12 protein-coding genes are annotated in these 15,303 nt (G+C 67.3%); 2 read left to right on the forward strand and 10 right to left on the reverse strand.

Annotation, left to right across the window (positions count from 1 at the left end; all coding sequences use genetic code 11):
- Positions 1-101 precede the first annotated feature (101 nt).
- The 7 genes from ACUXVE_RS05300 to ACUXVE_RS05330 form a co-directional block, all read right to left on the reverse strand.
- Entirely contained in the window at positions 102-1,466 is a 1,365-nt protein-coding gene (locus ACUXVE_RS05300; RefSeq protein ID WP_445513954.1) for an NAD-dependent succinate-semialdehyde dehydrogenase, read from the reverse strand.
- Positions 1,467-1,528: 62 nt separating this feature from the next.
- Positions 1,529-2,371 carry an ABC transporter permease subunit gene (locus tag ACUXVE_RS05305; protein ID WP_093817808.1) on the reverse strand — a complete coding sequence of 281 codons (843 nt, stop codon included), beginning with the start codon at positions 2,369-2,371 and terminating at the stop codon, positions 1,529-1,531.
- Positions 2,368-3,300: an ABC transporter permease subunit gene (locus tag ACUXVE_RS05310; RefSeq protein ID WP_093817807.1), complete on the reverse strand. Its 933-nt coding sequence runs from the start codon at positions 3,298-3,300 to the stop codon at positions 2,368-2,370. Before ACUXVE_RS05310 ends, ACUXVE_RS05305 begins: the two co-directional genes overlap by 4 nt.
- The gene (locus ACUXVE_RS05315) at positions 3,297-4,433 is read right to left on the reverse strand and encodes an ABC transporter ATP-binding protein (RefSeq protein ID WP_093817806.1); all 1,137 of its coding nucleotides are present in this window, start codon (positions 4,431-4,433) and stop codon (positions 3,297-3,299) included. The genes ACUXVE_RS05310 and ACUXVE_RS05315 overlap by 4 nt, the downstream gene beginning before the upstream one ends.
- A 110-nt stretch (positions 4,434-4,543) precedes the next feature.
- A complete protein-coding gene (locus tag ACUXVE_RS05320; protein ID WP_445513955.1) occupies positions 4,544-6,097 on the reverse strand; it encodes an efflux transporter outer membrane subunit in 1,554 nt (517 codons plus the stop codon).
- Positions 6,097-7,653 (reverse strand): DHA2 family efflux MFS transporter permease subunit, encoded by a 1,557-nt coding sequence (locus ACUXVE_RS05325; RefSeq protein WP_445513956.1) that lies wholly within the window; start codon positions 7,651-7,653, stop codon positions 6,097-6,099. Before ACUXVE_RS05325 ends, ACUXVE_RS05320 begins: the two co-directional genes overlap by 1 nt.
- Entirely contained in the window at positions 7,650-8,825 is a 1,176-nt protein-coding gene (locus ACUXVE_RS05330) for an HlyD family secretion protein (protein ID WP_222390056.1), read from the reverse strand. Before ACUXVE_RS05330 ends, ACUXVE_RS05325 begins: the two co-directional genes overlap by 4 nt.
- Before the next feature lie 267 nt (positions 8,826-9,092).
- On the opposite strand from ACUXVE_RS05330, the gene ACUXVE_RS05335 reads away from it, so the two are divergent.
- Positions 9,093-10,451 (forward strand): flavin-containing monooxygenase, encoded by a 1,359-nt coding sequence (locus ACUXVE_RS05335; protein ID WP_445513957.1) that lies wholly within the window; start codon positions 9,093-9,095, stop codon positions 10,449-10,451.
- A gap of 56 nt (positions 10,452-10,507) precedes the next feature.
- On the opposite strand, the gene ACUXVE_RS05340 is transcribed toward ACUXVE_RS05335, so the two are convergent.
- From ACUXVE_RS05340 to ACUXVE_RS05350, 3 genes are all read right to left on the reverse strand, one after another.
- Positions 10,508-11,617, reverse strand: coding sequence for a polyamine ABC transporter substrate-binding protein (locus ACUXVE_RS05340; RefSeq protein WP_222390060.1), 1,110 nt, complete (start codon positions 11,615-11,617; stop codon positions 10,508-10,510).
- 91 nt (positions 11,618-11,708) lie between these two features.
- A complete protein-coding gene (locus ACUXVE_RS05345) occupies positions 11,709-13,103 on the reverse strand; it encodes a glutamine synthetase family protein (protein ID WP_025875326.1) in 1,395 nt (464 codons plus the stop codon).
- Positions 13,100-13,861, reverse strand: a complete 762-nt coding sequence (locus ACUXVE_RS05350) for a gamma-glutamyl-gamma-aminobutyrate hydrolase family protein (protein ID WP_222390062.1) — start codon at positions 13,859-13,861, stop codon at positions 13,100-13,102. The genes ACUXVE_RS05345 and ACUXVE_RS05350 overlap by 4 nt, the downstream gene beginning before the upstream one ends.
- Positions 13,862-14,022: 161 nt before the next feature.
- Between ACUXVE_RS05350 and ACUXVE_RS05355 the strand changes: the two genes are divergently transcribed.
- Entirely contained in the window at positions 14,023-15,300 is a 1,278-nt protein-coding gene (locus ACUXVE_RS05355) for an NAD(P)/FAD-dependent oxidoreductase (protein ID WP_222390063.1), read from the forward strand.
- The last annotated feature ends 3 nt before the right edge of the window (positions 15,301-15,303 follow it).

Here is a 15,303-nt window from a genome sequence, read left to right on the forward strand (position 1 = left end):
CGATACCCACCGGACCGGTAGGCCACGACCGTTGGTCGTGGCACATGACCTGCCTTGGGTAGTGCCGGCCGCTGGCCAGCGGCCGGCCCTACCGTTGGGAATCAAGCCACGTAGATGGTCTTGATGTTCATGAACTCATGGATGCCGTGGTCGGCCAGTTCACGGCCGAAACCTGACTCCTTGCTGCCGCCGAACGGCAACCGCGCATCGCTCTTGACAATGGCGTTGACGAAGGCCGCACCGCATTCCATGCGCTGGGCGAAGGACTCGCCACGCACCGGGTCACGCGTCCACACGCTGCCGCCGAGGCCGAAGCGGGTGTCGTTGGCCACGCGCAGCGCTTCGGCTTCATCCTTGACCCGGATCACTGCGGCGACCGGCCCGAACAGTTCTTCGTCATAGGCCGGCATGCCCGGCCCCACCTGGTCGAGCACGCTGGCCGGGTAACCCGCGTGCGAACCGGCGATCGGTTCGCCGCCGATCAGCACCCGCGCGCCTTTGGCGACGCTGGCCTGCACCTGCTTGTGCAGTTCGTCGCGCAGGTCGGCACGGGCCATCGGCGCCAGCGTGGTGCCGCGCTCGTTCGGGTCGCCGTACTGACGCTCGCCCGCGGCCTCGACGAAGCGCCGGGTGAATTCTTCGGCCACCGCTTCAACCACGATGAAGCGCTTGGCGGCAATGCAGGTCTGCCCACTGTTGTCGAAGCGCGACTTCACCGCGGCGGCAACCGCCTTGTCCAGGTCGGCATCATCGAGCACCACGAAGGCGTCGCTGCCGCCCAGCTCCATCACCGACTTCTTCAACTGGCTGCCAGCGTTGGACGCGATGGAGCGCCCAGCCCGCTCGCTGCCGGTCAGGGTGACTGCCTTCACCCGTGCATCGCGCAGTACGTCGGCAGCCTGGTCGTTGTCGATGTGCAGCACGTCGAACACACCGTCCGGCAGGCCGCCATCGCGGCACACCGCCAGGATCAGGTCGGCGCACTGCGGCACGTTGCTGGCGTGCTTGAGCAGCGCCACGTTGCCGGCCATGAACGCCGGGGCCAGGAAGCGGAACACCTGCCAGATCGGGAAATTCCACGGCATCACCGCGAACACGCAGCCGATCGGCTCATAGCGCACGTAGCTGCGCTGGGCCTCGGTGTCGATCAGCTGCGGCTTCAGGTAATCGGCGGCATGGTCGGCATAGAACTCACAGGTGGTCGCGCACTTTTCCACTTCGGCCAGGGCCTCGGCCTTCAGCTTGCCCATCTCGCTGGTCATGGCCTGCTGCAGGTCATCGCAGCGCGCACGCAGCTGGCCGGCAATCTGCTTGAGGATCGCCCCGCGATCCTGCAGCGAGCGCTCGGCCCAGCGCGGGAACGCCTCGGCTGCGGCCTGCAGGCGCTGCTCGATGGCAGCGGCATCCATCAGCTCATGGCGGTAGGACACCTGGCCGGTGGCCGGGTTGATGATCTCGACGGTCATGGGGGGTCTCCATCAGGTAGACCCCCATTGTGCGCCGGCCGCCGTGAGCCGGATGTTGCGGCTCAGCCGTTGTCCTGGCGGGCCAGCTGCAGGTCGCGCTGGCGTCGCTTCTCCGCACGCGCATTGATGTACCAGCCGATCACCGCGGCGATGGACACTGCCGATACCAGCAGCGTGGCCAACGCGTTGATCTTCGGGCTGATGCCCATGCGTACCGAGGCGAACACCTTCATCGGCAGCGTGGTCGAGCCCGGTGTGGCAACGAAGCTGGCCACCACCACGTCATCCAGCGACAGGGTGAACGCCAGCAGCCAACCGGCCACCAGCGCCGGGGCGATGATCGGCAGGGTGATGCGGGTGAACACGGTCAGCCGGCTCGCGCCAAGATCCATCGCCGCTTCTTCCAGCGACAGGTCCATCTCCTGCAGGCGCGAGGACACCACCACGGTGACGAAGCACAGGGTGAAGGTGACGTGGGCGATCCAGATGGTGGCCAGGCCGCGCGCCGGGAAGCCCGGTATCGCGCCCATCGAGGCCAGCAGCGCCATCAGCGAGAAGCCCAGGATCACGTCCGGCATCACCAGCGGCGCGGTCACCAGCGCACCGAAGAACGGCTTGCCGCGGAAACGCTTGAAGCGGGTCATCACCATTGCCGCCAGCGTGCCGAGCACGGTGGCGGTACAGGCGGTCCAGAACGCGACCACCAGGCTGGTCCACATCGCCTCCATCAGCGCGCGGTCGGCAAACAGGTCGCTGTAGGCACGGGTGGAAAACCCGGCCCAGACCATGGCCAACCGCGAGCTGTTGAACGAATAGAACATCAACAGCAGGATCGGCAGGTACAGGAAAGCGAAACCGAGCAGCAGCACGCCCAGGCCCAGGCCCTTGGCAGAACGCGGGCTCATGCCTGCTTCCCTTCCAGCAACCGCTGCTGGGATCGGTTGAACAGCAGGATCGGCACCAGCAGCAACAGAATCATCGCCACTGCCATTGCCGAGGCGCCCGGCCAGTTGCGGTTGTTGAAGAATTCATTCCACAGCTGTCGGCCAACCATCAGCGTTTCCGAGCCACCCAGCATTTCCGGAATCACGAATTCACCGATCGCCGGGATCATCACCAGCATGCAGCCGGCGATGATGCCCGCCTTCGACAGCGGCAGGGTGATGCGCAGGAACGCCTGCCACGGCTTGGCGCCGAGGTCGTAGGCTGCTTCCAGCAGACGGTGGTCATGCTTGACCAGGTTGGCGTACAGCGGCAGCACCATGAACGGCAGATAGCAGTAGACGATACCGATGTAGGCCGCAGTCGGGGTGTCGATCAGCTGCAGTTTCGGCAGGCCCAGCGAGGTCATCAGCGACTGCAGGCCGGTGTACTGCAGGAACTGGTCGAGCAGGCCGTTGCGGTCCAGGATCGCTTTCCATGCATAGACGCGGATCAGGAACGAGGTCCAGGACGGCAGCACCACCAGCATCATCGCCACGTTGCGCGCGGCCGGCGACAGGCGGGCGATGGCATAGGCCATCGGATAGCCGATCAGCAGGGTGAGGAAGGTCGAGATCGCGGCGATCTTGATCGAGCTCAGGAACGCCTGCGCATAGATCGAATCACGGAACAGCGCCAGGTAGTTCTCGAGGTTGAGCTTGAGCGAGAACCCGCCATCGACGTACTGCAGCAGCCAGGTGTACGGCGGCGAGCCGACCCGGCTGTGCGAGAAGCTGATCATCAGCACGATCAGGAACGGCACGGCGAAGAACAGCAGCAGCCACAGGTACGGAATGCCGATCACCGTGGCACGCAGCCCCGGCAGCCAGCGCTTCAGGCCGGCGGCGCTCATGAGGTCAGCACCACGCCGTCGTTGTCGCGCCAGTGCACCCACACCTGGTCGCCCCAGGTCAGGCCATCACTGGCCCAGCGCTGCGAGTTGGCGAAGTTGGCCAGCACCTTGGCGCCGCTGGGCAGGCGCACGTGGTAGACCGAATGGCTGCCGAAGTAGGCGATGTCCTCGATCACGCCCTGCGCCTTGTTGGTGTGCCCTTCCGGCTCGTCCTTGCCGATCATCACCTTCTCCGGGCGCAGCGCGAACGCGACCGGCTGCCCTTCGTAGCAGGTGATGCCGTGGGCGATGTAGACCGGCGCCGGGAACAGCGGGGAACGCACGGTCACGTATTCGGGCAGGTCCTCGTCGATCACCCCGTCGAACAGGTTGACCGAACCGATGAACTCGGCGACGAAGCGATTGGCCGGCTGCTCATAGACCTCGTCGGGCTTGCCGACCTGCTGGATCCAGCCGGCGTCCATCACCGCGATGCGGGTGGCCATGGTCATCGCCTCTTCCTGGTCGTGGGTGACCATCACGCAGGTCACGCCCGACGACTCGATGATGCTGACCAGCTCCAGCTGCATCTGCGAGCGCAGCTTCTTGTCCAGCGCGCCCATCGGCTCGTCCAGCAGCAGCAGCTTCGGCCCCTTGGCCAGCGACCGCGCCAGCGCCACGCGCTGCTGCTGGCCGCCGGACAGCTGGTGCGGCTTGCGCTTGCCAAGATGGCCCATCTGCACCAGGTCGAGCATCTCGCCCACGCGCTTGGCGATGGCCTCGCGGCCGAGTCCGTCCTGCTTCAGGCCGAAGGCGATGTTCTGCTCCACGGTCATGTGCGGGAACAGCGCATAGGACTGGAACATCATGTTGACCGGCCGCTGGTACGGCGGCAGCGCATCCATCCGCTGGCCATCGACGGTGATGCTGCCCTTGGTGGGTGTCTCGAAGCCGCCCAGGCAGCGCAGCAGGGTCGACTTGCCGCTGCCAGAGCCACCGAGCAGCGCGAATATCTCGCCCTTGCGGACGTCCAGGTTGACGTCGTCGACGGCGACGAAGCCATCGAATTCCTTGCGCAGATCACGAATGGAGAGATAGCCGGGCACACCGGTCGCTTCGACGACGGCGGCTTCCGGCTGGGCTTCAACGGGCATGGGGGCTCCGGGAGCGGGCGGTGGACAGCGGCCGCCATTCTAACGGCCGGGGGCCGCAGGGGATATGACGGGCTGTGGCGGGCGGCCGCCTCGCCATGCCATCGGGGCAATCAGCGGATGGCCACCGGCGGCGCCTCCTGCCAGCCCAGGCCCAGGCTCTTCTGCAGGGCCACATAGCGCACCAGCAGCTGCAGGCGCGCCTGTGCGGCGGCATCCTGGGCCTGCAGGCGCTGGCGCTGCACGTCCAGCAGGTCGATCTGCGAGGTCGCCCCAGCCTGCCGACGCTGGCGCATAAGGCCCAGCGAGCGGTCGGCCGAGGCCTCGGCGCGGACACTGGCCTGCAACTGCTGCCGCGCAGCGCCGAACCGCGCCAGCGCCGTGTTCGCATCCTGCAGCGCCGCCAGCACCGTGCCCTCGTAGGCCGCCAGCCTGGCCTCGTTGCCCGCCCGGGCCTGCGCTACACGGGCCTTGTTCACGCCGAAATCCAACAGCGACCAGCGCAGGAACGGAGCAACGATCGTGGCCGCCGAATCCCGCCCCAGGTCGGACAGCGAGGTGGCTCCGGCGCCGATGCTGCCCAACAGCGTCACCTGCGGAAAGTACGCCGAGAGAGCCTGGCCGATCTGCGCCGACGAAGCTGCCAGCTCGCGCTCGGCCTTGCGTACATCCGGCCGGCGCTGGATAAGCGCGCCCGCATCATCCACCGGCACGCGGGCCGGCAGCGCTGGCAGCGGCTGGTCCGCCGCCAGCCGCGCATCCAGTGCACCGGGCTCGCGGCCAACCATCAGGGCCAGCACATCGCGCGCCTCATCGGCCAGTGCCTGCAGTGACGGCAGCGCGGCCTGCTGCTGTTGCAGCTGGGCCTGCGCCCGTTCCACCTGAAGGTCCGAATCTGCGCCGCGCTGGCGGCGCTGGCGGGTCAGCTGCAGGCTTTCATCGGCGGCGCGGAGGTTGTGTTCGGCCAGGGCGATACGCTCGCGGCTGCTGCGGTAGCCCAGGTAGACCTGGGTCAACTCGGCGGCCAGCTGCACCTGTGCGTCGGCCAGTGCTGCCGCGTTGGCCTCGGCCTCGGCGGCGGCCTGCTCGGCTGCGCGGCGCCGGCGCCCGAACAGGTCCAGTTCCCAGCTGGCGTCGAAGCCGGCCACGTACAGTTCGGTATCAAGATCGATATCAGCGAACTGCTGGCGCAGCTGCGCGGCTTCCTGAGGGCGGCCGTTGGCCTCGGCCACGCCGGCGATGTTCTCGCCAAGGCCACGTACGCTGTTTTCCAGGGAATCGGGCGCGGTGACGTTGGCGTAGCCGGCCACTGCCCCCACCTTGGGCAGCTGCTCGGCGCGACGCTGGCGCTGCAGCGCGCGCGAGGCCAGCAGCTTGGCCTGGGCCGCACGCAGGTTGGGGCTGTTGCGCAGCGCCTCGTCCACCAGCTGGTCCAGCAGCGGATCATTCAGCGCGCGCCACCACTGGCTGGGTGGCGTGGCCGGCTGCACGTCAGCCTGCGCGGCGCGCGGCAGCCGTGCCTGTGCGGTGGCATTGCCGGCAACGTCCGGCTTCACGTAATCCGGCCCCAGCATGCAACCGGCCAGCAGCAGCGGCACCGTGGCTGGCCACAGGCGGCGCAGGCGAAGGGACAGGGCCGGGAAAAGGGGCAAGGTCGTCGAAGTCATCAGTGCATCGCCAATGGAACGCCCTTGGGCAGGGGCTTGAGCAGGAACACCAGTGGCAGGGTCGCCACCACGATCAGGCCGAAGATCCAGAACAGGTCGTTGTAGGCCATCACCATTGCCTGCATCTGCACGGTCTGCGCCAGCACAGCCAGCGCCTGCGTGACGTCGCCGAGCTGTTGGCCGTAAGCATGCAGCGCATCCTGGGCCACGGTCGAATTGGCGGTAACGCTGCTGCCGATGGCATCGACGTGCAATGTGGCGCGACGCTCCTGGAAGGTGGAGATGATGGCCAGGCCGATCGAACCACCCAGATTGCGCGCGGCGTTGAACAGGCCCGAGGCATCGCTGGTGTATTCGCGCGGCACCGAGGTGATGGCGGCCTGGTTCAGCGCCATCATCGCCAGCGCCAGCCCGCAGCCCTGCAACAGCTGGCCGATGACAAAGTGCGGGCCGATGCTGTCCGGGGTCAGGCCCAGATTGACGAAGCAGGCGGCGGCAAAGCACAGCATCCCGCCAAACACCATGATGCGCACGTCCACCGTTTCCAGCATCTTCGGCATCAACGGCATCAGCAGGATGGTCGGCAGGCCGGCCAGCAGCAGCACGTAACCGGCCTGTTCGGTGTTGTAGCCGGCGATGATCGCCAGGAACTGCGGGATCATGTACATGACCCCGAACAGGATCATGCCCACCGCCATCACCATCACGAACACCGCGCCGAAACTGCGCTGGAAAAGGATGTTGAGGCGGATGACCGGCTCCTTGCTGATGAACTGCGAGAGCGCCAGCAGCGCGAACCCCAGCAGCGAGACGATGCTGAGCACTACGATCATGCTCGATTCGAACCAGCGCTCGCGCTGGCCGTCTTCCAGTACCACGGTAAGCGCGGACAGGCCGGCGGTCATGCCGACGATGCCCAGCCAGTCGGCGCGCAGCAGCCCGACCCAGTTCGATTTCTCATGCGGCAGGCCCAGCAGAAGCAAGGCAACCAGGCCAGCGCAGATGGGCACGTTGATGAAGAAGGCGTAGTGCCAGCTGACGTTCTCGGTCAACCAGCCGCCCAGCAGCGGGCCGATCACCGGGCCGAGAATGACGGTCATGCCGAACAGCGCGGTGCCCAGCGGCTGCTGTTTCGGCGGCAAGCGCGTGCCGACGATGGTCAGCGCAGTAGGGATCAGCGCACCGCCGGCAAAGCCCTGCCCTACCCGGCCGGCGATCATCATCGGCAGCGAATCGGCCAGGCCGCACATCACCGAGAATGCGGTGAACAGCGTGGCGCAGATCAGCAGGAACGTGCGCAGGCCCAACGTGCGCACGAACCAGCCGGTCAGCGGAATCATGACGATTTCCGAGACCAGGAAGGCAGTGGAGATCCAGGTGCCTTCGGTGCCGCTGGCGCCGACCTCGCCCTGGATGGTGGGCAGTGCCGCGTTGACGATGGAGATGTCCAGCGTGGCCATGAACGAGCCGATGGTGCCGGCCGCCACGGCCAGCCACGCACCGGCATCGGCCTTGCCTTCGGCGGCGGGCGCTGCGGAGGCAGTGGTGGCATTCATCGCGCCGGCGCGGCCGTGGCCTCGGCCTCGTCCCGGGTGCGCTCACGCGCGTCCTTGGCGTTGCGGGTGTCCACGGTCACTTCCACCGACATGCCCGGCACCAGCACCTTGCGCGCCTCGGCACCGGCGTCCACCCGGATGCGCACCGGCACGCGCTGCACGACCTTGGTGAAATTGCCGGTGGCGTTCTGCGGCGGCAGCAGCGCGAACTGCGAGCCGGTGCCGGGCGAGATGCTCTCCACAGTGCCGTGCAGGGTAGTGCCCGGCAGTGCATCGACCTTGATCTCGGCCGGCTGTCCGGCACGCATCAGACCCACCTGGGTTTCCTTGAAGTTGGCGCTCAGGTACAGCGACTCGACCGGCACGATGGTCATGGTGCGGGTGCCGGCAGCGACGAACTGTCCCACCTGTACGGTCTTGTTGCCGACCCGGCCGTCGATGCGCGCGCGAAGCTCGGTGTCCTCGAAGGCGACCCGCGCCTGCGCGGCATCGGCCTGGGCCTGCTTCAGGCCGGCCTGGGCCTGTTCCAGTTGCGCCTGGCTGGCTTCGATCTGGCTCTGCGCGCCCTGGATCTGCGCCCTGGCCGCATCGTACTGGGCCTGTGCACGTTCGACGTCGTGGCGCAGGCTTTCCACGTGTTCGTGGGTGTCGGCACCGCTGGCAGCCAACGGGGTGAAGCGGGCCAGCTCGGCCTTGCCGAATCGCAGCGAGGCGGTGGCAGCGGTGAGTTGGGTGCGGGCCTGCAGCAGGCTGGACTGCTGGCCCTGCACGCCGGCGGCGGCGGCCGCGATATCGGCCTCGCGCACGGCGATCACCGCCTCGGCCTGGTCCAGGGTGGCGCGGTAGGTGCGCGGGTCGATGCGCAGCAGCGGTTCGCCGGCCTTGACCCACTGGTTGTCCTGCACCAGCACCTCGGTGACGTAGCCGTTGATGCGCGGGGCGACCGCCACCGCGTCGGCCTGCAGGTAGGCGTTGTTGGTGTCCTGCAGGTAGCGGCCGACCAGGAGGTGATAGGCCAGCCAAGCGATCAGCACCAGCACGACGAGGATGCCGATGATCGCCAGCATCCACCGGACCTTGGGGTTCTTCAGCGGTGAGGGCTTGGCGTGCTCCTTCCGCCGCTCGTTTTCATCATCGTGGGCGCTGTCGTCGCGCTGGGGCTGTTCGGTCATCGTCTCGTGGCGGTGGTCAGTGCCGTACGGGAAGGTAGGGCAGGCGGCGCCGACGCGGAGTGAACGTGGCGATCGCATCAGCGTGAGACCCGACCACCGGCTTGTCGCCAATGGCCCGTTGGTGCAACGGCACCGACGCCCGGCGACCAACGCCTTCGCCTTGGTCCGTGGCCAATCCATGCAGATGCAACGTTTTTCAGAGCGGAAATCATTGACCCGGCACGCGCTGTCATTGGGGAATCACCTCGACCCTCAAGTGAATCCGACATGGCCCACTCCAAATCATCACCGGTTCTCCCCTGCTGCCCGTCCGCATCTACGCCGCGTGACGTCGTGATCATCGGCGCCGGCCAGGCAGGGCTGTCACTCAGCGCGGCCCTGCAGGAGGCCGGCATCAAGCATCGGGTACTGGAGGCCGAGGCCGTGGGTGCCAGCTGGAAGCGCCGCTGGGATTCGTTCCAGACCAACACCGCCAACGCGACGATGGCCCTGCATGGCCACGCCTATGCCGGCGACCACCCGGATGGCTTCATGGCCGCACCGGAAGTGATCCAGCAGCTACGCGACTATGCCAGCGAAAGGTTACTGCCGATCCACGAAGGCTGCGCGGTCCTGCGTGTCACGCCCAAGGCGGGCGGCTACGCCATCGAATCCAGCCGCGGACCGATCCAGGCCGCTGCGGTGGTGGTGGCCACCGGCGAATACGGCCGTCCCCGGATGCCCCGCGTTCCCTTTGTGCCCGGGCCGGCACTGGCGGTACTGCACTCCAGCAACTACCGCAATGCTGGGCAGCTTCCCGATGGCGCGGTGCTGGTCATCGGCGGCGGCCAGTCCGGCGCGCAGATCGCCCAGGATCTCCGCGCCAGCGGCCGCAACGTGTATTGGTCGCTGGCCGAGCGCCATTCGCATACGCGCCGGCTGCGCGGCAAGGATTCGATGACCTGGTGGGACATGGCCGGACGCATCCACCAGCATGTGAGTGAATCGGCCGGGGTACTCGCCGGGGAGCCGGACGCGCTGCGCAAGGCCCGGACCGCAGAGTTCCCGCTGATTTCCGGCAAGGGACGCGCAGGCCTGGGCAGCTCGATCAGCCTGCTGTCGATGCATCGCGAGGGCATCACGCTGCTGGGCCGCCTGCAGGGCTTGGACGCGGACATCGCCCGCTTCGCCGATGTCCGCCCACAGCTGCGCACCGCGGTCGAGGCAACGCGCGCCGAGTACGCCTATCTCGATTCACTGGCAAGCGGGTACTACGCCACGCGGCCCGAACCGCGCACCGACGACGCCCGCTACATTCCCGAAGAGGTGTACCTGCACTGGGAGCCGGACGCCTCGCCGCGCAAACTGGATCTGAACGCTGCCGGCATCCGCTCGGTTGTCCTCGCCACGGGCTTCGTCGCCGAATGGCCATGGCTGGATGTTGACGGCGTGCTGGACGAACACGGTTATCCGCTCGGCGAGTTCGGTGTCTCCCCGCAGCCTGGCCTGTTCTTCATCGGCATGCACAACCTGCAGCGGATGAGCTCATCCTTCCTGTGCAACGGCGGTCGCGACGCGCGCGACCTGTTGCCCGCCATCCTGCGGCACCTTGGCCGGGCCGGTGGTGCCGCTTCCGGGAAGGGCTGAGGCCATCCGCCGGGCATGGCCCGGCGCTACCACTTTCTTCCAGCGGGCAGGACCGCTTACCTGCCGGTCTTCACCTCGGTCCACAGCCGGGTGTAGAGCTTGTCGGTCTCCGGCGTGTTGATCGAATAGGTGAACATCTTCGCCGCCACGTCGGCCGGCGGGTAGATGGTCGGGTCGGTGCGGATCGCCTCGTCCACCAGCGGGGTCGCGGTCGGCACCGGGTTGCCGTAGTGGATGAAGTTGGTGTTGGCCGCGGCCACCTTCGGTTCCAGCAGGTAGTTGATGAACGCGTAGGCCGCTTCCGGGTGCTTGGCATCCTTCGGGATGGCCAGCATGTCGAACCACTGCGGCGCGCCTTCCTTCGGGATCGAATAGGCCACGTGCACGCCATTGCTGGCCTCGGCCGCACGGTCGCGGGCCTGGATGATGTCACCCGACCAGCCCACCACCAGGCAGGTGCCGCCATTGGCCAGCGAGCCCACGTACTGCGAGGAGTGGAAGTTCTGCACGTACGGGCGGATCGACTTCAGCAGGTCCGCCGCCTTCTGCAGGTCGGCCGGATCGCCGCTGTGCGGATCCAGGCCCAGGTAGTGCAGCGCGATCGGAATCATGTCCGCCGGCGTGTCCAGGATGGTCACGCCGCAGTCCTTCATCTTGCTGATGTTTTCCGGCTTGAACACCAGGTCCCAGCTGTTTGCGATGTCGGTGCTGCCACCGAAGCGCTCCTTCAGCATGTCCACGTTGTAGCCGATGCCGGTGGTACCGATCATGTAGGGCACACCGTACTGGTTGCCCGGATCCTGGGTGGCGATGCGCTTCATCACCGCCGGGTCGAGGTTGGCCAGGTTCGGGATCTTCGACTTGTCCAGCGGCAGGAACACGCCGGCCTGGATCTGCCGGCCGAAGAAGTTCAGCGTCGGCACCACCACGTCGTAGCCGCTGTTGCCGGCCAGCAGCTTGGTCTCGACCATCTCGTCACTGTCGAACACATCGTAGGTGACCTTGATCCCGCTCTGCTTCTCGAAGTTGGGGATGGTGTCTTCGGCGATGTAGTCGCTGTAGTTGTAGACGTTCAGGACCTGGCTGTCCTGTCCGCCGCCGTTGCCGCCGCCACAGGCGGCAAGCATGGCGGAGGCCAGGCCGAGCGTGAGGATACGCAGCTTCATCGGGTGCTCCAGAATGCGGAAAGGGGGGCCGGCCGGGCCGGCGACGGGTGCCAGCCTACCCCCCGGCGACGGATTTTTCTATTCGCGGCCTTCACACGTTCAGCAGCAGGAACTCGCGCTCCCACGAACTGATCACGCGGAAGAAGGTCTCGTATTCCTTGCGCTTGACCGAGGTGTAGGCGCGGCAGAAGCGCTCGCCGAGCAGCGCCTGCAGCTCGCTGCACTGCTCCAGCCCATCCAGCGCTTCACCCAGCGAACGCGGCAGGTCGTAGCCCAGTTCCTTGGCGCTGCCGGTCACCGGCGCATCCGGCGCCAGGCGCTCACGGATGCCGAGCAGGCCACAGGCCAGGGTCGCGGCCATCGCCAGGTAAGGGTTGGCATCGGAGCCGGCAAAGCGGCTTTCCACCCGCATGTTCTCCGGCGTATCCAGCGGCACCCGCAGGCCGCAGGTGCGGTTGTCGAAGCCCCAGTGCACGTTGCTCGGCGAGACCTCGCCGAACACCAGGCGCCGGTAGGAATTCACGTTCGGCGCGAAGAACGCCATGGCCATCGGCACATATTTCTGCAGGCCGGCCAGGTAATGGGCGAACAGCGGACTGAAATCCTCACCACCATGCTCGCCGGTGAACACGTTCTGGCCGTCGCTGATGCGCAGCAGGCTCTGGTGGATGTGCATCGCACTGCCCGGCTCGTTCTCCATCGGCTTGGCCAGGAAGGTGGCATACACCCCATGGCGCATCGCCGATTCGCGCATGGTGCGCTTGAACAGGAACACCTGGTCGGCCAGGTCCATCGCATTGGCGTGGGTGAAGTTGACCTCCAGCTGCGCCGCGCCGGATTCGTGGATCAGCGTATCCACGTCCAGCTTCATCGCATCGCAGTAGTCATACATCAGGTCGAGGATCGGATCGAACTCGTTGACCGCGTCGATCGAGTACGACTGCCGCGCCGTCTCCGGGCGACCGGAGCGGCCCGCCGGGGGCAGCAGCGGGAAATCGGGATCGGTGTTCTTCTGCACCAGGAAGAATTCCAGCTCGGGCGCGACCACCGGTCGCAGGCCGAGCTCGGTATAGGCATCCAGCACCCGCCGCAGCACGTTGCGCGGCGCCAGCTCATGCGGCTCGCCGTTCTTGGTGTAGCAGTCATGGATGACCTGCGCGGTCGGGTCGGTCGCCCACGGCACCATGCGCACGGTGTCGGGGTCGGGGCGCAGGATCATGTCCGAGTCCGACGGCGAGGTCAGGTCGTAGTAATCGTCCGGAAATTCACCGGTGACGGTGGTCGCGAAGATGCCTTCGGGCAGGCGCGTGCCGTAATCGTGCGAGAACTTGTCGGCCGGGATGATCTTGCCGCGCGCATTGCCGGTGATGTCTGGAACCAGGCATTCGACCTCGGTGATGCGCCGCTCCTTCAACCAACGCAGCAGGCTGCTTTCCTGCGGGGGCGGGGGCGTGGCCGTCTTGCGCGGGCGCGTTCGGGAACTCATGGGGATTCCAGTCGATTCTGTTGGTGCTGCCGGCAAGCTTGGCCGAACGCACGGAAAATAGCGTGATAGAACGGCGTCTGCATGACACGCCACTCCGGGTGCCACTGTACGCCGAGCACGAATCGATGGCGCGGGCTGCGCGCTGCTTCGACCAGGCCATCATCGGCCCAGGCCTCGATCTGCAGGTCGTCGGCGACCTGCGCGATGCCCTGCCCGTGCACCGAATTGACCTGCACCCGATCGGCGGCACACCACTGCGCCAGCCAACCCCCATCGGCCAGGGTGATCGCGTGGGCCGGCCCATACTGCACCTCCACCGGCGCCTGTGGATCTTCGCGATGGTCGGCCAGGCCAGGCACTGCATGTACCTGCGGATGCAGCGTGCCACCGAGCGCCACATTCAATTCCTGGAATCCGCGGCAGATCGCCAGCACGGGTAGATCCATCGCCAGCGCCTCGCGCAGCAGGGCGAACGCAGTGGCGTCGCGCGCCGGGTCATGACAGTTGCCGTTCCAGGTGCGGCCCCCTTCGTAATGCTGCGGCTCGATGTTGCTGACCGCGCCGGTCAGCAGCAGGCCATCCAGGCCCTGCAGCCAATCGCGCGCCGGCAGCAGCGGCTGCAGACTCGGCAGCACCAGCGGTGTTGCCTGCGCAGCGTCAACCAACGCACGCACATACTTTTCCCCGGCCACCGCGAAACGATGATGGCCGAGCACGGTGCTGTCGGTGGGCAGGCCCACCCAGGGCAGGCGGCGCATGGGGCAACTCCTTGGCGTGGCATCAAGGTACGCGCCCGGCATCGACATCGGCAAGCCGCTGCCCTCACACCACGGGCGCCCGGCTTGGGCCAAACTATCGCTGTGAAGCCCGACCGTCCTCCTCCGCTCCGACGCCCTTTCCCGCTTGTGCGAGGCCGCCGGTGAGTGCCGCCTTCCCGCCCAGCTGGTACGCCAGCAGCCTGCCCGAACCGCCCGCATTGCCGCCGTTGCGCGGTGAACTGCATGCCGATGTGGCGATACTGGGCGCCGGCTATACCGGCCTCACCGCCGCACTGGAACTGGCCCTGCGCGGCCAGCGGGTGGTGGTGCTGGAAGCGCAGCGGATCGGCTGGGGAGCCTCGGGCCGCAATGGCGGCCAGGCGCTGGTCGGCTACGGCTGCGAAGTGGACGAGCTGGAACGCCAGCTCGGCCGCGAGGATGCGCGCCGCCTCTTCGACTGGTCGCGCGAGGCGGTACAGGCGATGCGCGCGCGCATCGACCGGCATGGCATCGAGTGCCATTGGGTGGAGGGCCACGCCAGCGTTGCCATCCGCGCACGCCACGAGCGCGACCTGCGCGCCAACTGCGAACACCTGCAGCGACATTACGATTACCCGATGCAGTGGTGGGAGCGCGATACCCTGCGTGGGCAACTGGACAGTCCGCGCTACCGCGCGGCGATGTTCGACCCGCTCAGCGCCCACCTGCATCCGCTGGCCTACGCCCGCGGGCTGGCCGATGCCGCGCGCGCAGCCGGGGTGGCCATCCACGAACAATCGCCGGTGACGCGCATTCAACGCGGCGCACATGCGGTGCTGCATACCGACCACGGCAGCGTGCGCGCGCCGCAGCTGGTGGTGGCCGGCAACGCCCTGTTGCAAGGGCTGGTGCCTGAGCTCGAGCGGCGCATCATGCCGGTCGGTACGTATATCGGCGCCAGCGCACCGCTGGGGGCCGAGCGCGCCCGTGCCCTGATCGGCAACAACATGGCGGTCTCCGATACGGCCTGGGCGCTGGACTATTTCCGGCTCAGCCATGACCACCGCCTGCTGTTCGGTGGCCGCGCCAGCTATTCCGCGCTGCCGCCGCCGGGTCTGCACCGGGTGATGCAGCGGCGCATGCACGAGGTGTTCCCGCAACTGGCCGACATCCCGCTGCAGCAGGTCTGGGGCGGTTATGTGGACATCACCCGCAACCGTGCCCCGCACTGGGGCCGGCTGGATGGGAATGTGTACTTCGCGCAGGGGTTCTCCGGCCACGGCGTGGCAGCGGCCGGGCTGGCCGGTGAAGTGATCGCCGAAGCCATCGTTGGCCAGAGCGAGCGGCTGGACGTGTTCCAGCGCCTGCGCCATGGCCCCTTCCCCGGTGGGCGCCTGCTGCGCATGCCGCTGCTGGTGGCGGCCATGTCCTGGTACAAGCTGCGGGATGCGTTGTGGTGAGCT

It is taken from the genome of Stenotrophomonas sp. 3(2025) (genome assembly GCF_052665395.1).